General features: G+C 60.5%; 14 protein-coding genes. 9 read left to right on the plus strand and 5 right to left on the minus strand.

The features are described 5' to 3' along the window. The first annotated feature begins 239 nt into the window (after positions 1-239). The 3 genes from GJT30_10395 (at position 240) to GJT30_10405 (ending at position 12,986) form a co-directional block, all read left to right on the plus strand. Positions 240-9,011: a DUF2341 domain-containing protein gene (locus GJT30_10395; protein ID MSM40016.1), complete on the plus strand. Its 8,772-nt coding sequence runs from the start codon at positions 240-242 to the stop codon at positions 9,009-9,011. Between the two features lie 109 nt (positions 9,012-9,120). Next, positions 9,121-9,555: a hypothetical protein gene (locus GJT30_10400; protein MSM40017.1), complete on the plus strand. Its 435-nt coding sequence runs from the start codon at positions 9,121-9,123 to the stop codon at positions 9,553-9,555. Positions 9,556-9,974: 419 nt separating this feature from the next. Next, positions 9,975-12,986 carry a PAS domain S-box protein gene (locus GJT30_10405; protein ID MSM40018.1) on the plus strand — a complete coding sequence of 1,004 codons (3,012 nt, stop codon included), beginning with the start codon at positions 9,975-9,977 and terminating at the stop codon, positions 12,984-12,986. A gap of 13 nt (positions 12,987-12,999) precedes the next feature. Here GJT30_10405 and GJT30_10410 read toward each other — a convergent pair whose 3' ends face one another. Beyond that, positions 13,000-15,036: an AAA family ATPase gene (locus tag GJT30_10410; GenBank protein MSM40019.1), complete on the minus strand. Its 2,037-nt coding sequence runs from the start codon at positions 15,034-15,036 to the stop codon at positions 13,000-13,002. A 296-nt stretch (positions 15,037-15,332) separates the two neighbouring features. Between GJT30_10410 and GJT30_10415 the strand changes: the two genes are divergently transcribed. The 5 genes from GJT30_10415 (at position 15,333) to GJT30_10435 (ending at position 19,764) form a co-directional block, all read left to right on the plus strand. Further along, complete coding sequence (locus tag GJT30_10415; GenBank protein ID MSM40020.1) at positions 15,333-16,157, plus strand: ABC transporter substrate-binding protein; 825 nt, start codon at positions 15,333-15,335, stop codon at positions 16,155-16,157. 157 nt (positions 16,158-16,314) lie between these two features. Further along, positions 16,315-18,324 carry an NAD-dependent DNA ligase LigA gene (gene ligA / locus GJT30_10420; protein MSM40021.1) on the plus strand — a complete coding sequence of 670 codons (2,010 nt, stop codon included), beginning with the start codon at positions 16,315-16,317 and terminating at the stop codon, positions 18,322-18,324. A 55-nt stretch (positions 18,325-18,379) separates the two neighbouring features. Beyond that, positions 18,380-18,655, plus strand: coding sequence for an acylphosphatase (locus tag GJT30_10425; GenBank protein MSM40022.1), 276 nt, complete (start codon positions 18,380-18,382; stop codon positions 18,653-18,655). A 24-nt stretch (positions 18,656-18,679) separates the two neighbouring features. After that, positions 18,680-18,946: a hypothetical protein gene (locus GJT30_10430; protein MSM40023.1), complete on the plus strand. Its 267-nt coding sequence runs from the start codon at positions 18,680-18,682 to the stop codon at positions 18,944-18,946. A gap of 17 nt (positions 18,947-18,963) precedes the next feature. Then, positions 18,964-19,764, plus strand: coding sequence for a formate/nitrite transporter family protein (locus GJT30_10435; protein ID MSM40024.1), 801 nt, complete (start codon positions 18,964-18,966; stop codon positions 19,762-19,764). A 79-nt stretch (positions 19,765-19,843) separates the two neighbouring features. Here GJT30_10435 and GJT30_10440 read toward each other — a convergent pair whose 3' ends face one another. The 3 genes from GJT30_10440 to GJT30_10450 all read right to left on the minus strand — a co-directional run bounded on the left by GJT30_10440 (position 19,844) and on the right by GJT30_10450 (position 22,051). Next, positions 19,844-20,014 carry a hypothetical protein gene (locus tag GJT30_10440; GenBank protein MSM40025.1) on the minus strand — a complete coding sequence of 57 codons (171 nt, stop codon included), beginning with the start codon at positions 20,012-20,014 and terminating at the stop codon, positions 19,844-19,846. Positions 20,015-20,378: 364 nt separating this feature from the next. Beyond that, positions 20,379-21,296 carry an RluA family pseudouridine synthase gene (locus tag GJT30_10445; GenBank protein ID MSM40026.1) on the minus strand — a complete coding sequence of 306 codons (918 nt, stop codon included), beginning with the start codon at positions 21,294-21,296 and terminating at the stop codon, positions 20,379-20,381. Beyond that, positions 21,293-22,051, minus strand: coding sequence for a DUF4350 domain-containing protein (locus GJT30_10450; protein ID MSM40027.1), 759 nt, complete (start codon positions 22,049-22,051; stop codon positions 21,293-21,295). Before GJT30_10450 ends, GJT30_10445 begins: the two co-directional genes overlap by 4 nt. A 211-nt stretch (positions 22,052-22,262) precedes the next feature. Between GJT30_10450 and GJT30_10455 the strand changes: the two genes are divergently transcribed. Further along, the gene (locus GJT30_10455) at positions 22,263-22,667 is read left to right on the plus strand and encodes a bacteriohemerythrin (protein MSM40028.1); all 405 of its coding nucleotides are present in this window, start codon (positions 22,263-22,265) and stop codon (positions 22,665-22,667) included. Between the two features lie 193 nt (positions 22,668-22,860). On the opposite strand, the gene GJT30_10460 is transcribed toward GJT30_10455, so the two are convergent. Continuing rightward, positions 22,861-26,448 (minus strand): DUF748 domain-containing protein, encoded by a 3,588-nt coding sequence (locus GJT30_10460; GenBank protein ID MSM40029.1) that lies wholly within the window; start codon positions 26,446-26,448, stop codon positions 22,861-22,863. Positions 26,449-26,575: the final 127 nt, after the last annotated feature.

A 26,575-nucleotide genomic window follows, 5' to 3' on the forward strand; every position in this document is an offset into this window, starting at 1 on the left:
TGAGCCCTACCATTACATTTCAGCAGGGGTTTGGCCTATACGTTTCGCTATATAGCGAATCCCTGTTGCATTTTCGATGATGAAAACCGTTGTTTATTATGGCGTTGCTGTTCGTCAGTCGGTGGCACACTAAGTGCAATTAATGAAAGCGCCTTAGTTTGCCCAGTTGTCGTACATGCAGCAACGAATGTCTGACTACAGGGAGAGGAGGCAAAGTTCCATGAGGTAAAGGGGAAAAAATGCGACTCTGTGGGGGGCTTTCATCCCGGCTCCGGAAGATGCTTCTGCTTATCGGTATTTCCTGTTTCTCCATCCCGTCCGGAGCCTTGGCCGGCATAGAGTGTTATGAGTGTCACGGGACAAAAAACCCGGTGGATTTCCGCCCCGTCGATGCCCTGGTCCGGGATATTTCAAGCGGCGGGTTCCAGGGCAACCATCGCAGTCACATGGGAGCTGCCGTCGAACCGAAGTCGTGCAACCCCTGCCATAGCGGAGAGGAGAGCCTTCCTTCCTCGTATTTGCCAAACCATCGTGACGGCAAGATACAGATTTCGGCCAACATCAATAACTCTCCCCACCCCGACAAGGGGGTATATGCCAAGGGGGCGGCAAAGGCGGTCTTCTTCAACCAGACCACTCTGCCCCAACTTGGGAGCTGTTCCAACGTCAACTGCCACTTTGAGTCGCAGACACCGCTCTGGGGTTCTCCCCCGTTCACCTCGCCGGATGATTGCAACAAGTGCCATGCGGACAACCCGACCAGCGGCGGCCATCCCGGCGCAGGCGGCAAACATGCCGGCATTGCCTGCGAATCCTGTCATTCGACGCATGCCACCTTCAGCCATGCCACCAGCGGGCGCCTGCAACTGCAATTCTCGCCGGTTCCCGGCGGCACCTACAGCGGCGACCTGACCAGGTTTCTCCCGAGCCAGTCGGCCGGGAAGACCTACGGTTCCTGTCGCAACATCTATTGCCACAGCGACGGGACCGCCGTGGCCAGCGGCGTTATCGGCTTCAGCGGGGCGACGTTCGCGAATCATACCACGCCGACCTGGGGCGAAAGCAGTGCAATCACGTGCACCTCATGTCACGATACGCCCCCCGACTACGGGCAGGCTTACTGGGTCAAGTATGGTCAGGATTCCTTTTTCAAGCCCGGACCGAAGGCGAACTACCATTACATCGGGGATCATCGGGTAGAGGGGTGCACCAGCTGCCATTTTGCGACTACCGATGACGGCACTACGATCAAGGACGCCGGCAAGCATGGGAATGGCGTGTACGACGTGGTTCCCGGCCCCGGCATAAGCTTTCGTTACGACTACGATCCGGGTGGCGGGAAATGCTCGACCATCGTCTGCCACAACCGGAATCACCCCACCGGTGATGAGAGCTGGGGCGAGGCGCCCGTCTATGTGAATGTCACCTATGCCAAGACGGACTGCCACACCTATACCTTTAGCGTCGATGACGCAGAGCTGCTCGCACGGGGTGAGATCTCCCCGTTGAGCATTACCTGGGACTTTGGCGACGGCAGCACTGCGAGCGGCAGTTTTTCCGTATCGCATCGCTTTGCCGACAGGGGCAATTATATCGTCAAGGCAACGGTGCGGGATAAGACGCGCCACCTCCTCTACAATAACCTCTATATCCCGGTCGATGAGACCAACATCAGGCCCTCAGCCAATGTCGCCGTAGCCGTTGACGGCATGACGGTCACGCTCACCGACCTTTCCACCGACCCGGACTTCAACGAATGCGGTCACTCCGGGACCGGTACGATCTATATCAGCTGGAATGACGGCTCAACCAACCTCAATCAGCCTCTCGCCTTGACGGACAGCCCTTCGGGGGCAACGTTCCAGCATACCTACCAGACTGCGGGCACGTACAGCATCAGCGTGCAGATCAGGGATAACGCCGGCGACGCCCCCTACTCGCAGCTCAACCCGCTGACGGCGCAGGTCCCGCCGGGGGATCCGGTCTCCACGACGTTCAAAGGGCATGTCACCGACCATGAAACCGGTCTCGGACTGGAAGGGGTGACCGTACAGTTGAAAAACCCGCTGGCGGTACCGGCAGTCGTTGACACGACAACGACCGATGCTGCCGGCTATTATGCATTCAACCCCGTGGAGTTGGGCGTTAACTACTCCATCGAAGTCGCCAAAGAGGGCCGTCTCTTCAACCCGGCCAGCAAGACGGCCTGGATATCGCCCATCAACGGCGGGCAGTCTGCCGTTATCGACTTCCACTCCTCAAGCGTCGATATTGAACCGAAAATCACCATCGGCGGCCGGATCACCGACCAGAGCGGAGCCGGAAAGCCGGCCTACCTCACGCTCCTGAAAGGGGATGTCACCGTCGGGACTACGTCGACGAACAACGACGGCATCTATAGCTTCGGCGAGGTGGACGACGATTGCTATACGGTGAAGCCGAGCTATGAGGCGAGCTACGCGTATACTCCCGAAACCAGGGAGGTCTGCTTTACGGATAGTCACGTCGATTTCACCTATCATCCGGCAAGCGTGATTCAGCAGCTCTCCGGTTCTCTGCATGACGACGGGGGCGACGATATCCCCAACGTCACGGTCAACCTCAAAGACGCCAGCGGCAAGGTCGTATTGTCCCAGACGGTCACCGGCTCCTTCAGTTTCTATAACAGGGTGGTCGAAGGGTGCTACAGCATTGAAGCGCAAAAGTTCGGCTATGTCTTTGCGCCAGCGGTGCAAAGCGTGTGCGGCATAGGGGGCGAGAGTATCACCACCCTCAACGTTATCGGCCAACCCGCGGTTCCTCCGATTGTCATCGGGGGAACGGTAACCGATGCTTTGAGCGGTGATCCGGCCGCTGCGACCATCCACCTGCGCAAAGGGGGGACGGTTTATTACAAGAGCCCCCAATGGACGACGCCGGGCGTCTATCAATTCGACCCGGTGCCGCCGGATTGCTACACCATCGAACCGGTCGATGAACGGTACCAGTTCACGCCCCCCTCCCGGGAGGTCTGCGACAGTTCCTCGTCCATACACTTCAGCAGCCTGGCGCGTGAAACCATGGATGTCGGCGGAGAGATCTACAACGGAAGCGGGACCCCTGTGCGCTTCCCCATTACCGTCACCATAAAGGATGCAGACGGCACGCTGCTCTCCTCATCACAGACATCGACCACCATGGAGACGTACATCGGCAAGTACAGCAGCCTTGTCCGCAAAAGCTGCGTCACCGTCGAGCCAGTGGCAGGGACATTCACCTTTGCGCCGGCTGCACGGACCGTCTGCGAAGCGATCCGCAATCTCGACTTCAAGGCGACCGACACCAGGATCCGGGTGAAGGGAAGGGTGACCGACCAGGGCGGGGTCGGTCAGGAAGGCGTGATGCTTTCTCTGCAGGACATGAACGGCACGGTCCTGCGGACCCAGCAGACCATAAGCGGTGGGTACTACAGCTTCGGCAAGCTCGACAACGGCTGTTACCGGGTGGTGCCGGAACCGGGGGCAGTCCCCTTCAGCCCGCTCTCAAGCCAGGTATGCGGGGCAAATACCAGCTTGAACTTCACTGCCGTGAACATCGGCAGCGGAACCGTGGCGACCCCTCTCGATTCCACCCGGATCGGCATCACCTGGCTCGATTTCAGCGATGAAACCGGTTTTGCCGTTGAACGGTGCAGCGGCGAGGCTTGTTCCGATTTCGCGGAGATATTCACGGCCGGCCCGGATGTCACCCAATATACCGATGCATCTGTCTGCAGCGGCATGAGCTATCTCTACCGGGTCAGGGCCTTTAAGTCAGGGGAATGGGAGCAGGTGTCCAATACGGTCGACGTCTCCACTTCCCTGCCGGTTGCACCGACCGATCTGACTGCCGCAGTGCAGTCCGAAAGCCGGGTCTTGCTGTCGTGGAGCCAGACCGGCACCGAGCAGACCGGTTTCAGGATAGAGAGATGTGCCGGCTCCGGATGCAGCGGATTCACGCAGATCGCAACCGTTGGCACGGCTGTCAGGTCGTATCTGGACAACGGCATTGCGCCGGGGAGCTATTCGTACCGGGTCAGGGCCTACAAGGATGCCGCATGCCCCTGGGAAAGCGATTACACGCCTCTCGCATCAGCGGATAGCTCTGCCCCTCTGCTCAACGATTTTGCCGTTGCTGCCGGCGACACGACCACGGCGAACTTCTTCTGGACGGACAACAGCACCAGGGTTTCAGGCTACACGCTCGATCGCTGCTCAGGCGCCGGGTGCGAAAATTTCACGCAGATCGCTTCCCTCGACAAGGACCCTGCCACAGTGCTCTCCCTGAACCTGGACGAATCGGGCTGGACCGGCGCGGCAGGTGAAGTGACGGACAGTTCGGGCAACGACAACCACGGGACCGCCTTTGGCGGGGCAACCACGGTTGCCGGGGGGAAATCCGGCAGGGCCGGGAGTTTTGACGGAATAGACGGCTATGTTGCGGCAGGTGTCGATGGCAGGAGTTTCTACCAGTGGACCATCGAGATGTGGATCAGGCCGGAACCGCTCAATGCCCAGAAAATGATCTTCCAGTGGGGGGATTCGGCGACCGTTGACACCAGCACCCCATTCATCCGGCTCATCCGGAACAGCAACGGCACGGTGCAATGGGGATATTCCTATTACATCGGCGGTACAAACCCCTATACGAGTTCCAGCACCACGGGCCAGATAACGGCACCGGACAACCAGTGGACGCATGTCGTGCTCACCTATGACGGGACCCGCCTGCGAACCTATGGCAATGGGGCCTTTGTCAACAGGCAGATGATAAACCTGGTGCAGACCGACAAGGCGCTGGTTGCGATTTTCGGCGCAGGCAAAGGGTATGCGGTCGGGGAGCATAACCGTTACAAGGGGCTGGTAGACGGGGCGGTGCTCTATCGCCGTGCCCTGTCGGCAGCAGAGGTGCTGGCCCGGTATCAGAGCAGCGCGGACCAATCGGTCTGCAGTGCCACCACCTACAGGTACCGGGCGAAGGCGGTCAACAAAGGGCTGTCCAATGCCGGTGGCGGCTGCTGGAGCAAGCGTGCGCCATTGGCGATAACAGACTTCCAACCCAACTTCCAGACCCGGGTGGTTGTCCCCTATGCCCCGGATATGAAGAGCACGTTCGATGACCTGCGCTTCTACGATGTCCGTGCCGGCAGGGAAATCCCCTATTGGCTCGACTCGAAAACCGACGGGGAGACCGCTACCTTCTGGCTCAGGACAGGAGCAACCAACGACATCTATCTCTATTACGGCAACCCCGCTGCCCTCTCATCAAGCAACGGCAGGGCGACATTCGAGGTCTTCGACGATTTCCGCGACGCCATCAGCCTCGCCTACAGCGAGCGGCCCAAATGGCTGGATACCATCTGGTCGTATAATAACGACAACGGCTACCTCTACATAACCGCCGGCAACGGTACCGCCAATTTTGCCTACGGTTCCGGCTACGATTACACCTGGACTGCCGCAACGAGAAGGACAGAGATTCTTGAGGCATGCTCCAGCCTGGGAACGGACTTCCACGCCCAGATCAGGTTGAACAACTACACGGCCAACAATCAGACCTTTGCCGGGATTGCGCTCTCCAACACGGCCATGGCATATACCTTTGGCCGGTACCGTAACGATGCGACCCCTGAAGATTCGTTCCGGGTGGAAAAACTGGACGGGAGCAACGCCGCCAGCTCTGCTGCCACGGCAACACCGGCCTACCTGGCCGTGAAAAAGACCGGCAGTAGTTTCTCGTTTTTCCTCAGTCACGACAATGCCAACTGGACTTTGGTCGGGGGCCCCTACAGCGATCTGACTCCAACCCGCCTCTCCCTCTTCGGCAAGGAGACCACGAACGGCACGAATGCCTTGTCCTTTTCCATGGATGATTTCTATGTGCGGAAGTATGCCGCTACCGAACCGACCGCGGCCATTGGCGCCGAAGAGGCGCTGGCATCGTGCCTCACGCTGGGATGGGAAAATCCGTACAGCGCCGCGGTGACCGTTACCACACCGACACCGGAAGCGCCCGACGCCCTGACCCTGAAGCTCTACGACACCCAGATCGATCTGACCTGGGCGCGACATACCACCGACGAAAGCGGCTTCGTCATCGAACGCTGCCAGGGAGCGGGCTGCAGCTCATTTGCCCAGATTGCGACCGTGGCAGCCGGAGTGACAACGTACAGCGACGTGGGGCTCATTCTCGGCGAGACCTATTCGTACCGGGTCAAAGCGTACAAAACCGCGTCCTGCGCCTGGGAAACCCCGTACAGCGAGCCTACCGGCGGAACTACCGCCGTTTTGGCGCCCGCACTGACCGTTACGCCCTACAACACCACGCAACTGAACCTCTCCTGGCTGGACAATGCCCGGTCCGAAACGGCGTACAACGTCGAACGCTGCCTGGGGGACGCCTGCAGCGATTTCACGGCGATCGCAACGGTTGTCGGCAGCGCGTACGCCGATGCTTCGGTCTGCACCGGGGCCAGCTACAGCTATCGGGTCAATGCCGTGAGCAGAGGATTTTCAAACAGCGGCGGCGGTTGCTGGCAATGGCGCGTGCCGCTGAACATCTCCTCGTTCCAGCCCAACTACCAGACCAGGGTGACCATCTCCTCCAACGCCGCAGTCCGGGCCGATTTCGCGGATGTGCGCTTCTACGATGCCGCGACCGGTCAGGAGCTCCCTTACTGGCTGGAGAGCAAAACCAATTCCTATAGTGCGGTCGTCTGGGTCAAGACCGGTGCCAGCAATGCGGTCTACATGTACTTCGGCAATCCGAGCGCCACATCTGCGAGCAATGGCCCTGCCGTCTTCGAGGTCTATGACGATTTCGACGACGGCGCCATCGATCCGGCACGTTGGACGCTGCTTCCGGGCAACGGTTCCGTGAGCGAGAGCGGTGGGGCTCTCAATTTCTCCTATGCCGGTGCCGGGGCCAATGACTGGTCAGCGGCCAAAGGGCGGGAGGTGGCGGCACTTCGCCTGAATTCGCTGCCTGCCACCGACTTCCTGGCGGCAGTGAAGATGAACACCTATACGGTCGCTACCTCCACCCATGCCGGCATCGGGGTCTATGGTTCGGATACTGGCGCCTATCTGTGGGGGAGATACAGCGGCCCGCCGGAAGATTACGGCCTGACCCGGCTCGACGGTGTTTTGATCGGTTCCTATTCGTCGTCGACACTGCCGGAGGTCTTTGCCGTGAAGAAGACGGGGCAAAACTACTCGTTTTTCTACGGCACCGACAATTTCTACCTGCAGCAGAAAGGCAATACCTACAATGATGTCCCCTTCAACGGGATTGTCCTGTTCGGCAAGGAGTGGGGAAGCAATTCCCTCTCGTTCGGCTTGGATTACTTTTATATCCGCAAGCTGGCGGCAAAAGAGCCGACCGTCTATTTCGATTACGCAACAAAAGTCCAGTCAACCATCTGCGGGGCAACCTGGAACGGGCCTTACAGCAGCGCCATCACCGGCACGACGCCGACGCCGGTGCCCCCGGTCTCGCTTTCCGCGACTACCGTGTCGCCTTCCCGGATCAATCTCTCGTGGGCGCAGACGCCGGATGAAACAGGATTCCGGATCGAGAGATGCGGTGGGGAGGGCTGCTCCGATTTCTCCGAAATCGCAACGGTGGGGGCAGATGTGACGGCCTACAGCGATGATGCCCTGAGCAACGGCACCAGCTACAGCTATCGCGTCAGAGGTTACAAGGCAACTGCTGGTTGCAACTGGGTGAGCGATTACAGCCCCACGGCAACGGCAACGGCTGCCCTGGTCCCCCCTGCAGGCCTCATTGCCACCCCTGTTTCGGCGACCCAGATCAATCTTGCCTGGACAGACACGACCGCTGCCGAATCCGGATTCAGGATCGAGCGCTGCCTGGGTGCCGACTGCACGGATTTCACCCAGATTGCCTTCGTCGGCGCGAATGTGACCTCGTATCCGGATACCTCCGTGGAAAGCGGCCAGACGTACCAATATCGGGTGCGGGCATGGAACAGCGGCCTGTTCGCATCCAGTGGCTGCTGGACGAAAAAGACGTCCGTCTACCTGTCGTCCAACTTCCAGCCCAATTACCAGAACAAGATCACGATCTACTTCTCGCCAACCCTGACACCCGGTTTGCGGCCGGACTTCAGCGATATCAGGTTTTACGACGAAACCAGCAGGCAGGAGCTTCCCTATTGGCTGGAGAAGATTGCCTACGGGACTGATGGCAGCGCCACGGCAACGGTCTGGTACAAGTCGGGGGCGACCAACACCATTTCCATGTATTTCGGCAACCAGAATGCGCTATCCGCCAGCAACGGCACCGCAACGTTCGAAATCTTCGACGACTTCAGCGCCGGCTCGCTGGGCAGCCTCTGGACCCTGCTTTCCGGGAACGGAACCATTCAGCAAAGCGGCAGCGCCCTGAATTTCAACTACTCCGGTGCCCAGGACAACACCTGGAATGCCGGTGGGAGACAAGGGGCGGCATTACTGCTGAACAGCCTCCCAGCCGGTGATTTCTTTGCCGCGGTCAAGCTCAACGACTATACCGTCACTGACCAGTCGTTTGCCGGCATGGGCGTGTATGGCACCGATACCGGCGCCTATCTCCTGGGGCGGACCCAATCGGCAACATACAATAATTTCAGCCTGCAAAAGAACGACGGCACCGCGATTGCCACCGGCTCCATATCCACGGCGCCGTACTATCTGGGGGTCAGGAGAACGGGCACGCAGTATTCGTTCTGGGGGAGCTACAACAACTCTTCCTGGAGCGCCATCGGTGGATCGTACAGCGATATCCCCTTGAATGGCCTGGCACTTTTCGGCAAGGAAAACGGGGCCTCTGACCTGACGTTTTCCCTCGGGGCGTTCTATGTCCGCAAATTGGCTTCGACCGAGCCTTCTCCGTCGGTCGATGCCCGGACCTTTGCCACGCAGCAGGTCTCTGTCTGCTCGGATGTCTGGGAAGGCCCGTACAGCAGCCAGGCCACGGCGGCGACTCCATAATCGCAGCAGCTGCCGGGAACCGTGCCGGACGTTTGTCCGTTCCGCCCTGCTTGCCCTGGCCTGCTTATCTGCTAAAGTTGAGGGAACTATATCCCCAGGAGGTAATGCGATGAAAAAGATTCTCTGCATGGTTGCGGCACTTACCGTCAGCGCCACTCTGGCCGGCGTTGGCATGGCTTCCGAGCAGTATTCGCCGGCCGGTGCTCTTCTCAAGAAGGAACAGGAGCTCAAGGGGAAGGTCGACGCAAAGGACAAGCAACTGAAAGACCAGGCCGCCGGGATGGAGAGGAAACGGGCCGAGCAGCAGGAGGAGATGCAAAAGAGGAAGCTGGAACGGCAGAAGGCAATGGAGATGAAGAAACAGGAACTGCAGAAGGCGAAGGGTGATGCCGCGGCCGAAGGTGAGAAGGTAAAGGCAAAGACCAAGGAAAACGCCAAGGAGCTGAAGAAGAAAAAAGAGACCAAGAAGAAACAGCTCAAGGAGATGAAGGAAGAGACCCACAAAGAGATGAACGTGATCAAGGAGGGGTACACGGTGAAATAGCCGTTCCCTCCCGATGCCAATATGAAGGCCGCCCCGGCTTGTTCCGGGGCGGCCTTTGTTGTTTCCGGCCTCGGAAAGTGCCCGCCCTGGTCGACGCTGAACAGTCAGGTCCGGATACCTGTACTTGCTCAAACCAGCATAACCGTTGCAAGCTGATTTTCTGGCCAGTCACAGCAGAACTGCTTGCTTATGGTTGGTAAGTATTCATTTGACATAATCGATTACATTTCTAGAATGAGATATAGCCATATAATAATTGTGCTGCAGGTAATGATGGGGAGCAGACCATGATTTGTCAGACTCTTCAGGGACGTAGACTGGAAACGGTAAGGATTGTAACAGTATATGCAGTTTTTGGACTGGCATGGATCTACGGTTCTGACACGCTGCTCGGCTGGCTGGTTCATGATCCGACCATCATGGTGGAACTGGCTGTCGCGAAAGGCTCTCTTTTCATCCTGTGCACGGCAGCGCTCCTGTATGCATTGATCAGCCGCTTCGTCCAGCAGTTGTCTATTGCCGAACGTGGCCGGACCGAGAGCTTGAAAAGCTATCAGGCCATCTTCAATGCGACGGACGAGGCCATCTTTGTGCATGAGGCTCGGACCGGGCGCATCCTGGAGATAAACGACCGCATGCTGGAGATCTACGGTTACACGCGTGACGAGGCCCTGTCCACCGATATCGGTCGGCTGTCAGAGGGGACCCCCCCCTATTCGCAGGCAGAAGCGATCGAGAAGGTGCGTAAGGCACTGACTGAAGGACCACAGGTTTTTGAATGGCATTGTCGCAGAAAGTCAGGGACATTCTTCTGGGCCGAGGTTTCCTTACGGAAAATTACAACTCAGAGCAATGAGAGAATCATTGCCGTTGTCAGGGACATAAGCGAACGGAAGCAAACCGAGGAGGTGCTGAGGGAAAGCCGGGCGAAACTGGAGGCGGCGTTGGAAAGCATGACGGACGCCGTGTTTATCTCCGACGTTTCCGGCCAATTTCTCGATTTCAACGATGCCTTTGCCACGTATCACCGGTTCAGGAACAAGTCCGAGTGCGCCAGGACGTTTGCCGAATATCCCGGTTTCCTCGATGTCTTCATGGCAAGCGGAGAACCGGCCCCGGTCGAGATGTGGGCAGTTCCGCGAGCATTGCGGGGCGAGACCGCCACCAATGCCGAATACACCCTTCGGCGCAAAGATACGGGCGAAACGTGGGTCGGGAGCTACAGCTTCAGCCCCATACGCGACAAGGATGGCGGGATCGTCGGTTCCGTGGTGGTTGCCCGCGACATAACCGACCAGAAACGATCCGAAGCCTACCGCAGCATGGGGCAGGAGATCCTGCTCGAACTGAGTGAAGAGGAAAATCTGCACACGGCAATCCAGCATGTCATCGGTCTGCTGAAATCGGCAACCGGCGTCGATGCCGTGGGTATCCGCCTGGAGGATGGGGACGACTTCCCCTATTTCTACCAGGAAGGGTTTCCGCAGGATTTCCTGCAAAAAGAGAATTCACTCCTTGCCAGGAGCCGGGACGGAGGGGTTTGCCGGGACGATTGCGGCAATGTCTGTCTGGAATGCACCTGCGGCCTGGTGATTTCCGGGCAAACGGATCCTTCCAACCCGCTCTTTACCAGCGGCGGCAGTGCCTGGACCAACAATTCTCTTCCCTTGCTCCATGGGGCTGCAGCTGAGGATCCCAGAACTAACCCCCGCGACGAATGCATACATCAGGGATTCGCATCGGTCGCCCTGATTCCGATCCGGGCCAAGGGGGGGATTGTCGGGCTGCTCCAACTGAACGATCACCGCACGGGTTGTTTTACCCTGGAAGGGATAGAGACACTCGAAGAAATCGCCGAAAACATCGGCGAGGCCATGCTGCGCAAACAGGCTGAGGAGAAACTGATTGCCAGCGAACGGTTCCTCCGGACGCTGACCGACCATCTGCCCGGGATGGTGGGGTACTGGACCGATGACCTTCGCTGCAGTTTCGCCAACAAGGCATATTGGGAATGGTTCGGCAGGACATCGGAGCAGCTGATCGGGATTACCGTTCGGGAGTTGCTGGGGGAAGAGCTGTTCAACAAGAATGAACCGTATATGCGCCGCGTTTTGCAGGGAGAACCGCAGCAGTTCGAGAGAACCCTGGTGAAAACTTCCGGCGAATCTCGCTATACATGGGCTCAGTATATTCCCGATCTGATCGACGGCACTGCACGGGGTTTCTTCGTGCTGATCTCCGATGTCACGGAACTGAAGCGGGCCGAAGAGGAGAAAGCCAAACTCGAAACCCAACTCCTGCAGGCGCAGAAGATGGAATCGGTGGGGCGGCTGGCCGGAGGGGTGGCCCATGACTTCAACAATCTTTTGACGGTCATCCTCGGTCATGCCGAGTTGGCCCTGTTGAAAATGAACCAGTCCGGACTGTTCATGGATGATATCGCTGCGATCCGAGATGCTGCCGAGCGCTCTGCCGATCTCACGCAGCAGCTGCTGGCATTTGCCCGGAAACAGACCATTGCGCCAAAGATGCTGGACATGAATGCGACTGTGACGAGCATGCTCAAGATGCTGCAACGGCTCATCGGTGAGGACATCCATCTCAACTGGCATCCTGCCGCGAACCTGTGGCAGGTCAAGATGGACCCGGCGCAAATAGACCAGATCCTGGCAAATCTCTGCGTCAATGCCAGGGATGCCATCGTCGACATCGGCAAGATCACCATCGAGACGAGAAACAGCACCTTTGACAAGGACTATTGCGATGCCAACTTCGGATTCATCCCGGGAGAGTACGTGATGCTTGCCGTGAGCGACGACGGATGCGGCATGGAAAAGGGAACGATGCTGCACATCTTCGAACCGTTTTTCACGACCAAGGGTCTCGGCGAGGGGACCGGGCTCGGACTTGCCACGGTGTACGGCATCGTGCAGCAGAACAACGGCTTTATCAAGGTGTACAGCGAGCCGGGCCAGGGAACGACATTCAAGATATACTTCTCCCGGTACGAGGGGGAGTGCGCCCCGGTTGCGATAGAAAATACTGCAAAGACCCTTTTAACCGGACAGGAGACCATCCTGCTGGTGGAGGACGAGTCGAGCATCCTCACCATGACCACCACCTTGCTCGAACGCCAGGGTTACAACGTCTTGGCTGCAAGCACGCCGAGTGAGGCGATCGAGCTGGCGCACAAGCATGCAGACGAGATTCGGCTGCTTTTGACCGATGTGGTCATGCCCGAGATGAACGGACGGGACCTGGCCAGAAACCTGCTGCAGGTCTGCCCGAAGATCAAGAGCCTGTATATGTCCGGCTATACGGCAAATGTCGTTGCCCACCACGGCGTGCTCGACGAGGATGTGCACTTTATCTCGAAACCGTTTTCCCTGCCCGACCTGGCGGTCAAGGTGCGTGAGGTGCTGGATGCGTGAACATAGGGGGCGCTCAGGGGCCAAGCATCCCTTTCATCATGCTGAAGAAATCGCCGGCCAGTTTTTCTTCATCTTCGGCGCTGGGACCGGGTGAGCCTTCAAGGTCCAGGCGGTTCACGAGCCCGGCCGGTATCTCTTCCAGAAACCGGGACGGAACCCGCTCTTCCAGCTTGCCGTAGTGCTTGCGCTTCAGGCAGCGGGTGATGGTCAGGTGGCACCGGGCCCGGGTGATCCCCACGTACATGAGCCGCCGCTCCTCGTCGAGAGAGCATTCCTCGAAGATCGATTTCTTGTGCGGCAGGATCTCCTCCTCCAGCCCGGCCAGAAAGACGTAGGGGAACTCCAGCCCCTTGCTGGAATGGAGCGACATCAGGGTCACCGCATCCTTGCCGTGCTCTTTCTTGTCCCGGCCGGGGAAGCGGTCCTCGTCCATGAGGGTGACCTTTTCCAGGAAGGTGGAAAGGGTGACGCCGACCGTCTGCGACTCGAAGGCCGCCAGCGAGTTGACCACCTGCTCGATGTTTTCGATCCTCCGCCGGGCCGCTGCCGGATCGTCGCTCAAGCGGTAGAATTCGTCCTCGATCTTCAGTCGCTTGAACAACCGGTCGGCATGGGCAGCCAGGTTGCCGGGGCGGCGGAAACGCTCCCGCTCCTCTTCCAGCAGTTCGTGGAATGCCAGGATCTTCTCCCGCATCGGTTCGGCGATATCCTCGATCTCCGCCACCCTCCCCAGCGTCTCGAACAGCGGCACGTTATGCTCCAGGGACCACTGGTTGAGCCGGAGCATGGTCGTGTCGCCGATCCCCCGCTTGGGGAAGTTGACTATCCTGATGAGCGCCTGCTCGTCCCTGGGGTTGGCAATGGCCCGCAGGTAGGCAATGGTGTCCTTCACCTCTTTCCGCTCGTAAAACTGCGTCCCGCCGATCAGCACGTAAGGGATGCCGGCGAAGCGGAGCTGCTCCTCGAAGGGGCGGCTCTGGGCATTGGTCCGGTAGAGGATGGCGACATCGCCGTAACCCGCCTTGTCGCGAAAGCAGTGAAGCTGAATCCGTTCCACCACCGTTGACGCCTCTTCCTCCTCGTCGCAGGCAACCAGCAGGTCGATGGGGCGCCCGGCCCCGGCATCGGTCCAGAGCGACTTGACCTTCCTTTTGCTGTTGTTCTTGATGACGTGGTTGGCCGCATCGAGGATGGTGCCGGTGGAGCGGTAGTTCTGCTCCAGGGTGATGACCCGGCAGCCGGGGTAGTCCCGCTCGAAGGAGAGGATCTTTTCCACGTCCGCGCCGCGCCAGCCGTAGATGGACTGGTCGTCGTCCCCCACCACGCAGATGTTGCGGTACTTTGCCGCCAGGAGCGAGATGAGCAGGTACTGGGAGGGGTTGGTATCCTGGTATTCGTCCACCATGATGTAGCGGAACCGCTCCTGCCAGCGCTCCAGCACGTCGGAATGGTCGCGCAAAAGCTCCACCGTCAGCATGATGATGTCGTCGAAGTCCACGGCATTGCAGCTCTTCAGCAGGGCCTGGTAGCGGGGGTAGACCGCTGCCGCCATCATGTCGATGTCGTCGCCGTGGCTCGGTGTGAACCGGTCCGGGCCGACCAGGGCGTTCTTGGCGCCGGAGATCCGCCAGAGCAGGCTGTCGGCATCGAACTTCCGGTCGCTGTCGTTCACCTCCTTCAGGGCCTGGCGGATCAGCCCCAGCTGGTCGGAGCCCGAGTAGATGGAGAAGTTGCGCTTGTATCCGAGCCGCTCGATCTCCTGGCGCAAAAGCCGCACCCCCAGGGAGTGAAAGGTGGAGACCACCATCCCCTTTGCCTGGCCCCCCACCAGCTCCTGCAGCCGCTCCTGCATCTCGCGGGCAGCCTTGTTGGTGAAGGTCACCGCCAGGATCTGCTCCGGGGCGACCCCCCTGGACTGGACCAGATAGGCGATCCGGCTGGTGATGACGCGGGTCTTGCCGGAGCCGGCACCGGCAAGGACCAGGAGCGGTCCTTCGTTATGGGCGACGGCGGCCCGTTGCTGGGGGTTCAATGATTGCAGATCGATCACGGTGATGGAGCCTCCTGGACGCACGACAGCCGGATCTTGCGATCCGGCTGTACGGTTGTGATAGCAGAGCGGTGCCGGAAAAGCAACAAGGCGATATCCGTGCCAACCCATCGTAGCGCCGGGATTTGCCGGCAGGTCCCTCACCCATCTTCCCTGGCCGCTCTACAGCACGATTACTTCAAGTGGCCCGAGAGGATAATCAAGTTTTCTTTGCATGATGCGATATACATATAATGTGATATCATTAATCCTTCCGGCGGCGCTGCCGGGCATGCAACCTCACTGAAGGAGCGGATATGATCAAGATCATTCTGGCAGCACTGTTTGTGGTAACGGTTCTGAGCCCGCCGGCTGGTGCGGAGTCCATCAGGATGGCCGGCTCCGGGGGGATGATCCCTTTGATGAACGACCTTGCCGGCGCCTACATGAAGAAGTATCCGGGTGAAATCATCGAAGTGGATCAGAAATCGCTGGGAACGGTGGGAGGCATCCTTGCCGCGCGTGACAATGCTGTCGATATCGGCATGACCGCCAAACGTCTGAGCCGCGAGTTGAAGGCTCTCAAGCTGAAGGAGTTCGAAATAGCCAGGGTGCCGGTGGAATTCGGGGTGAACCGTGCCGTGACCGTAACGAACCTTACCGACCGGCAGATTTGCGATCTCTATGCCGGCAGGATCACAAACTGGCGACAGCTTGGCAGTGGAGATGCCCCGGTTGCCCTGCTCTCGCGCCCAGACACCGATTCCACCTATCTGGCGGTGGCGGAAGGACTCGGCTGTTTCGCCTCCAACAGCAAGGGGGACAGGGTGCGCGTTCTGCTCAAATCCAAGGAGATGGCCGACGAACTTGCCAGGGTCTCCAATGCCATCGGTATCGTGGATTCGGTGGTGATCGCGAAATCCGGCGGGAAAATCAGGCCGCTTGCCCTCAACGGGAAGAAGGCGTCCCCGGAGGCGGTTGCCAGGGGGAACTGGCCTATGGTCAAGGAGTTTACCCTGGTGCTGGGACAGCGAAAGTCTCCTGCCATCAGGCGTTTCCTGCAGTTCATCCAGTCGCCCCAGGGAAAGGCGATCATAACCAAAAACGACGCCCTTCCGACTACGTTCAAGATCGATTTCTGAGCGGTCGAACCGCTACGGGTCAGAGAACCTTTTCTTCCATCGTGACACCGGACCCCCGCCATGCCAGCGGGGGTTCTTTCGTTCCGGCCGTCGGCTCCGTTGCCAATATGGAGCCGCTGTGCTATAAGCAGCGTAGTTTTCCCCTCCGGAGGAGTAGATGGACCTCTTTGCCGCCCCGCAGCGGATAGCAGAGCTGCGCAGACTGATCGAGCACCACAACCGCCTCTATTACCGGGATGACCGGCCGGAGATCTCCGATGCCGAGTACGACGCCCTGTTCCGGGAGTTGGTGGCGCTGGAGGAGCAGTATCCCCAGCTTGCCGCAGCCGATTCGCCCACCCGCCGGGTCGGGAGCGCGCCGCTGGAGAAGTTTGCCCAGATCACCCATCGCCTCCCCATGCTTTCGCTGGAGAACGCCTTTACCGAGGCCGATATCCTCGACTTCGACGAACGGGTGAAACGATTTCTCGGTATGGAGAGCGGCGCTGCGCTGGCCTACGTCTGCGAACCGAAGATGGACGGCATTGCGGTGGAACTGGTCTATGAACAGGGGCGCTTCGCGGCGGGCTCAACCCGTGGCGACGGCTTCACCGGCGAAGATATCACGAAGAACCTGCAGACCATCAAGAGCCTGCCGCTACGGCTGGATACGGACTCCCCCCCGCTTCTCTGCGAGGTGCGCGGCGAGGTCTTCCTGCCGCTGGAGCCGTTCCGGCGGCTTAATGCCGAGCGGGAGGAGGCCGGGGAGGCGCCGTTTGCCAACCCGCGCAATGCGGCTGCCGGCTCGCTCCGCCAGCTCGACTCCCGCGTGACTGCCAGAAGGCCGCTGACGATTTTCTGCTATGCCCCCGGCCTGGTGGAGGGGGGGAGCTTTGCCTCGCAGTCGGAGTTTCTTGCCACCATTGCCGCCTGGGGTCTGCCGGTCAACCCGCTGATCAAGAGGGTGGAGGGGGTGGACGGCATCATCGCCTATTACCGGCAGATGGCTGCACAGCGCGAAACACTCCCCTACGAGATCGACGGCGTGGTGGTGAAGGTGGACTCCTACCCCCTCCAGGCGGAACTGGGGGAGAAGAGCCGTTCGCCCCGCTGGGCCGTGGCGATCAAGTTCCCACCCCGCCAGGCCACCACCCTGGTGGAGGATATCGTGCCCCAGGTGGGGCGGACCGGGGTGATCACGCCGGTGGCCCATCTCCGCCCCGTCGAGGTGTCGGGGGTGATGGTAAGCCGCGCCACCCTGCACAACTGGGAGGAGATGGAGAAGAAGGATATCCGGATCGGCGACACCGTGGTGGTGGAGCGGGCCGGCGACGTCATCCCGGCCGTGGTGAAGGTCCTGACCGATAAGCGGGATGGCAGCGAGCGGCAGCTCGCCATCCCCGTTGTCTGCCCGGCCTGCGGCTCCGAGGTGGTGAAGATCCCGGACGAGGTGGCGGTCCGCTGCATGGGGCTCTCCTGCCCGGCCCAGATCCGGGAGTCGATCATCCATTTCGCTTCCCGGCACGCCATGGACATCGACGGCCTGGGGGAGAAATACATCGAGCAGCTCCTGCGCCTGGGGCTGGTGAAAAGCGTGGCCGACCTCTACGGCCTCAGCCGCGACGACTTCATGAAATTCGAGCGGATGGGGGAGAAGCTGGCTGAGAACCTCTTGGCCGCCATCGAGGGGAGCAAGCAGCGAGAGCTCTCCCGCTTCATCTTTGCCCTCGGCATCCGCCACGTCGGCGAGCATACGGCAAAGCTGCTCGCTTCCGCCTTCGGCAGCATCCGGAACCTGGAGCAGGCGTCGGAGGAGGAGCTGTTGACCATCCGGGAAGTCGGACCCCAGGTGGCGCAGAGTATTGCCACCTTTTTCCGCAACCGGGCCAATATCGAGGTGATCGAGCGCCTGCTGGCGGCAGGTGTCGCGCCGTCCGCTCAGGAAAAGAGGGTTGGCGGGCGGTTCACCGGCAAGACCTTTGTCTTTACCGGCGCGCTCACCCGGTTTACGCGCGACGAGGCAAAGCGGCTGGTGGAGGCGGAAGGGGGGCATGCGGCCGGCTCGGTCTCGAAAAAGACCGATTACGTGGTGGCAGGCGCTGAGGCCGGCAGCAAGCTGGACAAGGCCCGTCAGCTCGGGGTCGCGGTCCTGGGCGAGGACGAGTTTCTGGAGCTGATGCGTGGCTGAGTGCCCGTCTTTGACGGGTGCGCACCGGTCGAAAGTCATAAGGGAGGTTGCAGCAATGAAGGTCTGCAGGAGAGTGGTGGTGCAGGGGCGGGTCCAGGGGGTGGCGTTTCGCAACAACACCCAGCTCACGGCCCGGAATCTGAACGTGGACGGCTGGGTGAGAAACCTGGGCAATGGCGATGTGGAAGGATGTTTCGAGGGGGACGAGCAGGCTGTCCTGGCGCTGGTGGAATGGTGCCGCCGCGGCCCGGCTGCGGCGCGGGTGGATAACCTCATCGTCCATGAAGAGCCGTGCTGCGGCGCATTCAGCGGATTCGAGATCCGTTACTGACCGGAAGAAACAAGGAGACACACGATGCGATCTTATGGAAAACGCGCCCTGCTTGCAGGGCTGATACTGGTGCTGGGTGCTTCCCTTTCCCTGGCGGCGAACGTGAACGTGAACGTTCAGGGTGGGTTGCCGATACCTCCGCCACCGCCGGGCCTGCCGCTGCCGGCACCGGGGGTGGTCGTTGGTGGCAACGTGCATGTCGACAACGGCAAACATGCGGGAAAGCACAAGAAGAAAAAGACCTCTCTGAAGCGGCATAAAAAGCAGGGACGGTCGAAACGGGGCAGATGACGGGGCGGGCATAGACGATGGAAAAGCGCTTTCTCACGCCAATAGAGACGGTGTCGGCGATCGTGGCCAACGGGCAGCGGGTGCTTACCCAATCTCAATCGCGGACCTTTGTCCTGAGCCTTCTGGCAGGATTCTACATCGCCTTTGGCGCGCAGCTGGCGACCGTGGTGACGCAGGATGCGGCAGTACACCTGGGGGTCGGCGTTTCCAGGCTGCTCGGCGGGAGCGTCTTCTCCCTCGGCCTGATGCTGGTGGTCGTCTGCGGCGCCGAGCTCTTCACCGGCAACAGCCTGCTCACCAATGCGGCCCTGCACGGGGCCATCCCCTGGGGGAAGCTCGCGGAAAACTGGATCGTGGTGCTGTTGGGGAACTTTATCGGCTCACTCTTCTTTGCCTGGTTGATGTTCGAATCGCGGCTCTGGGAGGGGGGGGCGATGGCCGATCATGCCATCCGGATTGCGGCTGCCAAGTGCAATCTCCCCTTCGGCGTGGCCCTGGTCAGGGGAATCCTCTGCAACTGGCTGGTCTGCCTGGCGGTCTTCATGGCCACGGCAGCCCGGGACGTGACCGGAAAGATCCTCTCCTGCTACATGCCGATCATGGCCTTTGTCGCCAGCGGCTTCGAGCATTCCATTGCCAACATGTACTTCATTCCGACCGGTCTCCTGCTGGCCGGAGAGCTGCAGCGGAGCGAGCCGGGGCTTACCTGGGGGGGATTCCTGCTGGACAACCTCTTGCCGGTGACCCTGGGGAACATCCTCGGCGGGGTGGTGTTCGTTGCCTTTGCCTACTGGTTCATCCATCGCCGGAGCATCTGAACGCCGGGCGGAAGAGCTTGTACGTGCCTGAAAACAGAAGACGCCCTTGGGGCATGCCGGGGGCGTCTTATAATTTTTTTCACCACCCGTTGCGGGGTGAGGTGTGAACCGGTCCCTGGACGAAGCCGAACAGGACGCCGAAACCCTTGAGGAAGCAGTCCATGAACCGGCCCGACGGCAGTTTCTCCAGGCAAGCCCTCTTTACCGCAGCACTGCCCTGCGTTCCTTTTCCTCGTGTTGTCGTATCCATAGCGATCCTCCTTGGCGGAACATCTGAACGTATAGATCAACGTCTGCTTCCCTTTTTGTAGCAAATTCCATACCTTTGTTTTATTTATAATGGCAAGTCATATAACCAGCCGATGATGCAGGTTAATTTGCCTGCTTGTGGATAAAATGGCTTGGAGCGGGCTGCCCTGATTTTCGCAGAGCTGCAACTCCGATCCCCCCGGAAGAGGCTGTGAAGCAGGGGAAATCGCTTGCTAACTATGGGTATTAACGGTGTTCTACTGATTGTCGCAAATGAAATGCACGGGTTACACTCATTTGCAGAATTGCAAAATGCGCTGGGGAAGGGTGGTGCCGTAATGGGATAAAACGTCGTAACAGCGTCGCTACGGCGGGGTGAGACGGGGGAGTTCCGCCAGGAGCTGCTCGAACGAGGGACCGGCTGTCGCCTGAACGAGGTCGAGGAACCCTTCCGGCAGGGGGGCGCAGATATCCACGTTCTGGCCGCTGTCCGGATGGCGGAACCAGGTGCGGAAGGCATGCAGGGCATGTCCGGCATAGGTGGGGAGAGGCTTGCCGCCGTAGCGGCGGTCGGCGATGATCGGGTGGCCGATGTGGCGCAGGTGCTGGCGAAGCTGGTGCATCCTGCCGGTCTGGGGCCAGAGCGCCACCAGGGAGGTCTCCCTGCCGGTGTAGAGGCTGCTGAAGACGGTCATCGCCTCCTTGCCTTCGACTGGGGCGGAGATCTCCCCCTTGCCCGGCAACCTGCCGGAGACGACCGCCAGGTAGAGTTTCCCCAGCCCCTCTTCCATGACCATCCGGCCGAACATGCCGGCGGCATTGGAGGATTTGGCGAGCAGGACCGCACCGGAGGTTCCCCGGTCGAGCCGGTTTATGGGGCGCAGCCGGAGGGTGGAGGGGTGGTCGGGATCGTGGAGCAGCGCCCGTTCCTGCAGGATGGCGGTTGCCAGATCCACCAGGTTGTCGGGGCCGACTTCTGCTGCCGGGTGCATCGGGAGGCCGGGGGGCTTGTTGATGGCCACCAGCCAGCTGTCTTCGAAGAGGATGTCGAGGAAGGGGGCCGCTGCAGCGAGGAACTGGTGAGTCCGGGCGCTCTCCTTGAGGGTCACCCGGTCTGAGAGGAGCAGCAGGGTGGATTCCCGGACCGTTGCCCCGTTGACGGCAAGATGCCCCTTTTTCAGCAGTTGGTGAAGATAACCGGCAGGAGCGGTGGGGAGCAGTAGTCTCAGCCAGCTCCCCACCGGTCGGCAATGGTCTTGGACGGTAATGGTATAGGCGATCATTCCAGCCAGGATACCAGATTGGCGGCCAGGATGGAATTGCTTTCGTCCAGGTGCTGGTTCTGGAAGATGGCGTCGTCGCCGAATACGACGAATCGTCCGGTTCCTGCTGTCCCGGAAACCGCAACGGCAAAGGCCTGGACCGCATCGCCCGGCGTGAGCGTCCGGTCGCGGTTGAGGTCTACCCACGCCTTGTCGCCGGTACGGGCAACCACGGCGGTGTTCGGCCCATTGTTCAAAAGGGCCCAGCCGCCGTAGATGCTGAACTGCTGCAGCCCCTGGCTCAGCGGTCCCGGTTCGAACCGGGTCACCCGGAAGTTCAGGGCATCGTCCTTGATGATGTTTTCCTGCTCGTGGATGACGCTGTTGGAAACCACGACGCCGAGACGGTCCAGGAGGGGGATGAGCGGCGAGCCGATGTGGAGCATGATGGCCAGTCGGCCCCCTTGCTCGACGAAGTCAACGATGGCATCGACCTCTGCCGGGGTGTAGGGTGCGAACGGCCCGGAGATGACCAGGGCCGTGACGCCGGCCAGCGCCTCCTTGCTGAGCGGCCCGTTCTGGGTGGTAACCGTGAACCCCTTTTGGGTGAACTGCCCGGCAAGACCGGACAGCTGCAACGGGCCGGTCTCGCCGGCCAGAAAGCGCTGGTTGTGCCCCTGATCGAAGAGGACGGTGGCTGCGGTGGCGGGAGAAGAGCCGATACTGGCGGCAGACAGCAGGCAGGCGGAGAAGATGGTGAGGATACGTTGTTTCATGGAACTGCGCTCCTTTCAGAATGGGGAGGTTGCGTACAAAAAAGACCATATTTGTCTTTTATAGCAGCGTCGACCCTGCATTGCAACCGATTATTTGCGATGGATCAGGGGGGTAGGTTGAAATTGCGGGATATCCGCATATTATTATAGCCAGATCTCTGCAGCAGCTTGCGGAAGGGATTCGGTTACCGGGAGATGGAAAGGAGAGGTCATGACACGCTGGAACGATGAACTGAGCCTGGGGCTGGAAGAGATCGACAATCAGCACCGTGAACTGTTCAGACGGATGGAGACGCTCTTGGAGGCGTGCGTGGCCGGGAAGGCGGCAGAAGAGGTGATCGACATGCTGGCATTTCTCGACGACTACGTGGCGCTGCATTTCCGGACCGAGGAGGTGCTGCAGGAGCGGTTTGCCTACCCCGGCCTGCCGTTTCATCGGCAGCAGCACGACCTGTTTCGCCGGCGGCTCCTCCTTCTGAAGGAAGAGGTGGCGACGAAGGGGGGAGGGAGCGACGTGGCGTTGCAGGTCAACCAGATGCTGATCGAATGGCTGCGGGACCATATCCTTGCCGTGGACAAGCAGACCGCGCTCTATCTGTCGCCCCGCCTTCCCTGACCGGAGGATCACCGCAGGTTTCCAGATCGGAAACTCCGGATGAGAAACTATCGGTTCCCGGATCGGAAAGGAGGGATTTTTCGTCCTGGCAAGGAAATCAAGGGATTGGGCGGAGGCGTACATCGGTACGCCGCACAAGCAATCCCGCGGATTGACGCCGCCAGGGCGGAAAAGAACCCTTTCCGGACGGGAACTAGCTGGCTCCTGCCCCGAATTCCACCCTGCTGTTGCTCACCCCTTCTTTTTCCGCCGGTTTGTAGATGTCGGCGCTCTTCTGGAAGAGCCGCGTTGCCGGCAGCTTCTGCTGCAGCAGGAAGCTGCGGACCGCTTCCTCCCGCTCGCGGGCCAGAGCCTGCAGCTGCGCATCCCCCACCGGGGTGTTGGTCAGGATCAGTTTCCGCATCTCCGCATCCGGCAGCGATTTGACGAACCCCAGGGCGGTGCGCGGCTTGGGGAATTTCTCCTTGGCGTAGACAGCCTTCAGGAGAGCGCTCTGCTCTGCGGGGAGAACCTCCACATTGTCGGGGGTCTGACCCGGCTGGTTCTTGCGTGCCTTGCTGAGCGTGAGGAATTTCTCGGTCTTGAGCTTCCGGAGCAGCTGCTCCTGCCGGTATCCCTCGCTGTCACGTTCCCGGTCCACAAAACCCGAGATCTCCAGTTTCAGGGCGGGTCGGTCTTCCAGCGCCTTGGCGAGCTTGGCGAGCTTTTCCTGTTCCGTTGTTTCCAGTCGGGCCGAGCCGGGAGGGAAGGTGACGACGCTGAAGTCGTCCCCGCTGCCGAATGCGGATGCCAGCAGGGAGAAGGGGGAGGTGGCGGCTTTTACCAGCAGGTTCTTCAACATCTGCAGGACAACCCCCCAGACGCTGAACTTGGGATCGTCGGTCCGGCCCGTGACCGGGAGATCGAGATGGATCTCTCCCTTGCGGTCCTTGAGCAGGGCCAGCGCGAGTCGGACCGGCAGGGAGGTGGCCTTTTCGCTCTCAACCCGCTCCCCCAGGGTGAACTGGTCGAAGAAGAGCCGGTTCTCGGAGTTGAGGGTCTTTTTCTCGATCCGGTACTTGAGGTCGAGGAACAGTTTTCCCTTGTCCACCGTGTACCCCAGATAGGTGCCGGAGTAGGGGGTGAAGGGGGAGAGTTCGATGTCGGTGAAGCTGACCTTCAGGTCGACGAACGGTTCGCTCCAGAGGGGGTTGAGGGTGCCGGTGATCCTGAGCGGCGAATGGTTCTCCAGGTTACCGCGCAGGTCGACATCGGCCTGCTGCCGCTCGTCGCTGGACATCCCGGTGACGCGCCCTCCTAGGTTGAAAAAGGTAGTGGCGAAGGTGGTCGGGAGGTGCCGGTCGTCAAAGGAGAGGGTGCCGTCCTGGACGGTGATGGTATCGACCTTGATCTTCCGCGGTGCCGGAGCCGGAACTGCCGCCAAGGCAGGAGCAGGGGCAGCTTGTGCCACCGCCGGGGTCGCGCCGGGCTGAACCGTGGCAGCCGCCTCTTTCGTCCCCTTCAGGTTCTGCAGGTTGAGGGAACCGTCCTTGTTGATCACTACCCGGGCGTAGGGGTTGCTGAGAGCCACTTGGCGTATGGACAGGGTGAAGGGGGAGATGGCACCGCTCACCTCGTCAAGCTGCAGGCTCTCCCATTTGAGCAGGTCTTCGTTCTCGACGGTGTCCAGGCAGTAGAAAGAGCGGATACCCAGGTTTCCCGCAAAGGTGCCGGTCATGCCGCTGCTCCCCTTGGCAAGGCTGATCGTCATCCGGCTGTCCAGCGAGCCGTCCGCCACGAAGAGATTGAGGTCGTCGGGGAGATAGGCCTCGAAGTCGCGCAGCGGAATGCGCCGGATATCCATCTTCCCTTTCAGCTTGAATGGTTGCGGGGTCACGGTTCCCATGCTTTTGACCGTGCCGTTTTTGCCGTAGACCGCCTGCAGGGAGAAGGGCATGGCTGCTGTGCGGGGGCCGGTGATCTCGGAGACGGCGAACGCTACCCTGCTCAGGGTGAACTCGGGGGGATCGCTGCGGGTCAGGTCCCTGAACCCGAGGGTCAGGCCGCTGGTCGCTACCTTGGCAATGCGGTAACTGAAGGGCTGCGCAGGGGATGACGGTGGTGCGGCGGCCTTGGGCTTTGCCGGAACGACAATCCGGGCTGCGCTTATCGTGCCGTCGGGCATGCGGGATACCCTGCAGCTTCCACCGGCAATCTCAACGAGCTCAACGCCTGCCGTGCGCTTGGCAAGGTCCAGATTAGCGCCGCTCACGGTCAGGGTTTGCAGGTTGATGCCGTCCTTGTCGCCGAAACGCGCGGCCAGGGCATGGCCGGTAAGGGTGAGATCGCTCAGGGTAAGTCCCCCGGCAGGCGAGTAGGCCAGGGTGGTGCTCGCATCGACCGTGCCGCTGACCGGGCTGGCGAGGTACGCTGCAAGGTAGGGGTAGGCCGGGGCGAGCATGATCTTTTCCAGGGTGACGCGGGCGGTAACGGCCAGCGGTTCCATGGTCAGTTCGCCGCTGCCGTTGAGCGATTCGCCCCGGCTGCTCTTCAGGGCTGCGGTCCAGGTTGCCCGGCGTCCCGCATCGGTGGAGAACCCCCGCACGTTGAGGTCGATCCCCTCCAGGTCGGTGCGGAAGCCGCTGGCAGGGAGCCGGTCGGCAAAGTGGAACCGGCCGCCGGTGATCTGCAGGGCCGCGAGGTTGATGCGGGGTTTCACGGTCTTCTCTTTGGCGGCGGGAATCCCTTTTTCGGCAGACTCTTCCTTTTTCGGGCTGACGGACTGAGCCGCGGGCTGTTCCGGGGTAAGCCGCTGCAGGTTCCATTTGCCGTTGGCGGCGCGGTCGAGGAAGATTTCCGGGTCAACGACGGTCAGCCGGGCAAGGTCGAAGGAGCGGGCAAACAGCGCGGCCTCGTTGATCCTGATCGCCCCCCGGCCGAGGTTGAACAGCGGAGCCCCGCTCTTTTCCGTCACCGACAGCTTGTCCAGGGCCAGGTCCCCCTTCAGGGTCAGGTCGGGCTTGTTGGCGGCGGAAACCCGGTAGGCCAGGTCCAGGGAGGTGGTGAGCTCTCCGCTGGCGATCCGGAGCGGGACCTCTTTGGGCAGGTATGCCAGGTAATGGGGGAGATCGATACCCTGCAACGAGAGGTGGAGCGATGCCTCGATTGCGCTGCTCAACGGCTTCAGCTTGCCGCTGGCTGAAAGCTCGGTGCCGTTGACTTTGGCGCTGATCCGGGGGGCGACGTAGCGATCGGCCAGGTAGGGGACGTTGCTGACGAACGGCACGGCCAGCTCCAGGTTGCGGACCGTGTGGGCTGTGGGGGTGGCGACGGCGCGGTCCATGAAGTCGACGGAGCCGCGGTCGATCTCGATGTTGTTGATCGAGAAGAGAAACGGTTTCGCATCCGGCTTTGGCGGCTCCTTGCGGACCAGGAGTTCGGAGAAGTTGTAGCTGTTCGGTGCGGTCCGTTCCAGGTGCAGGTAGGGTGCCCGGACCGTAACGGACGAGACCACCAGGGCCTGTCGGAAGATCGATGCCGGGCTTACGGCGATCCGCGCACTGCTGAAGGAGGCAAAGGTCGTCGACCGGTCGCGCTCGCAGAGGCGGAAACCGCGGAGTTTGGCACTGAGGGTGAACGGATTGAGAGAGATACCGGCAAGTTCGGCCTTGCGGCTGGTGGCGGTTTCCAGGCTGCGGATTACCTTGTTCCGGACGATTCCCGGCAGGATCAGGGTCGTGAAGAGGAACAGTGCGGCCAGGATGGCGGCGATAATGATCAGGAGTTTGCGTCGGCTGTTCATGGAAGGGTCCTCGTGATCGACAGAGCGGGTGCGGTGTGTGCAGGGTAAAGGGAAACCGGCGCTTCCTCTTTATTGTAGCCGCAAGATGGTCAGCGCGCAATCGGCATCATGGTGCGGCCTTGAAGGT

Origin of the sequence: Geobacter sp., assembly GCA_009684525.1 — a bacterium.
In the GTDB taxonomy this organism is placed as follows: Bacteria; Desulfobacterota; Desulfuromonadia; order Geobacterales; family DSM-12255; genus Geoanaerobacter.

Coding starts and splice junctions, on each gene's coding strand:
- GJT30_10395 (MSM40016.1), top strand. CDS start 240: ATGCGACTCTGTGGGGGGCTTTCATCCCGGCTCCGGAAGATGCTTCTG.
- GJT30_10400 (MSM40017.1), top strand. CDS start 9,121: ATGAAAAAGATTCTCTGCATGGTTGCGGCACTTACCGTCAGCGCCACT.
- GJT30_10405 (MSM40018.1), top strand. CDS start 9,975: ATGGTGGAACTGGCTGTCGCGAAAGGCTCTCTTTTCATCCTGTGCACG.
- GJT30_10415 (MSM40020.1), top strand. CDS start 15,333: ATGATCAAGATCATTCTGGCAGCACTGTTTGTGGTAACGGTTCTGAGC.
- ligA (MSM40021.1), top strand. CDS start 16,315: ATGGACCTCTTTGCCGCCCCGCAGCGGATAGCAGAGCTGCGCAGACTG.
- GJT30_10425 (MSM40022.1), top strand. CDS start 18,380: ATGAAGGTCTGCAGGAGAGTGGTGGTGCAGGGGCGGGTCCAGGGGGTG.
- GJT30_10430 (MSM40023.1), top strand. CDS start 18,680: ATGCGATCTTATGGAAAACGCGCCCTGCTTGCAGGGCTGATACTGGTG.
- GJT30_10435 (MSM40024.1), top strand. CDS start 18,964: ATGGAAAAGCGCTTTCTCACGCCAATAGAGACGGTGTCGGCGATCGTG.
- GJT30_10440 (MSM40025.1), bottom strand. CDS start 20,014: ATGGATACGACAACACGAGGAAAAGGAACGCAGGGCAGTGCTGCGGTA.
- GJT30_10445 (MSM40026.1), bottom strand. CDS start 21,296: ATGATCGCCTATACCATTACCGTCCAAGACCATTGCCGACCGGTGGGG.
- GJT30_10450 (MSM40027.1), bottom strand. CDS start 22,051: ATGAAACAACGTATCCTCACCATCTTCTCCGCCTGCCTGCTGTCTGCC.
- GJT30_10455 (MSM40028.1), top strand. CDS start 22,263: ATGACACGCTGGAACGATGAACTGAGCCTGGGGCTGGAAGAGATCGAC.
- GJT30_10460 (MSM40029.1), bottom strand. CDS start 26,448: ATGAACAGCCGACGCAAACTCCTGATCATTATCGCCGCCATCCTGGCC.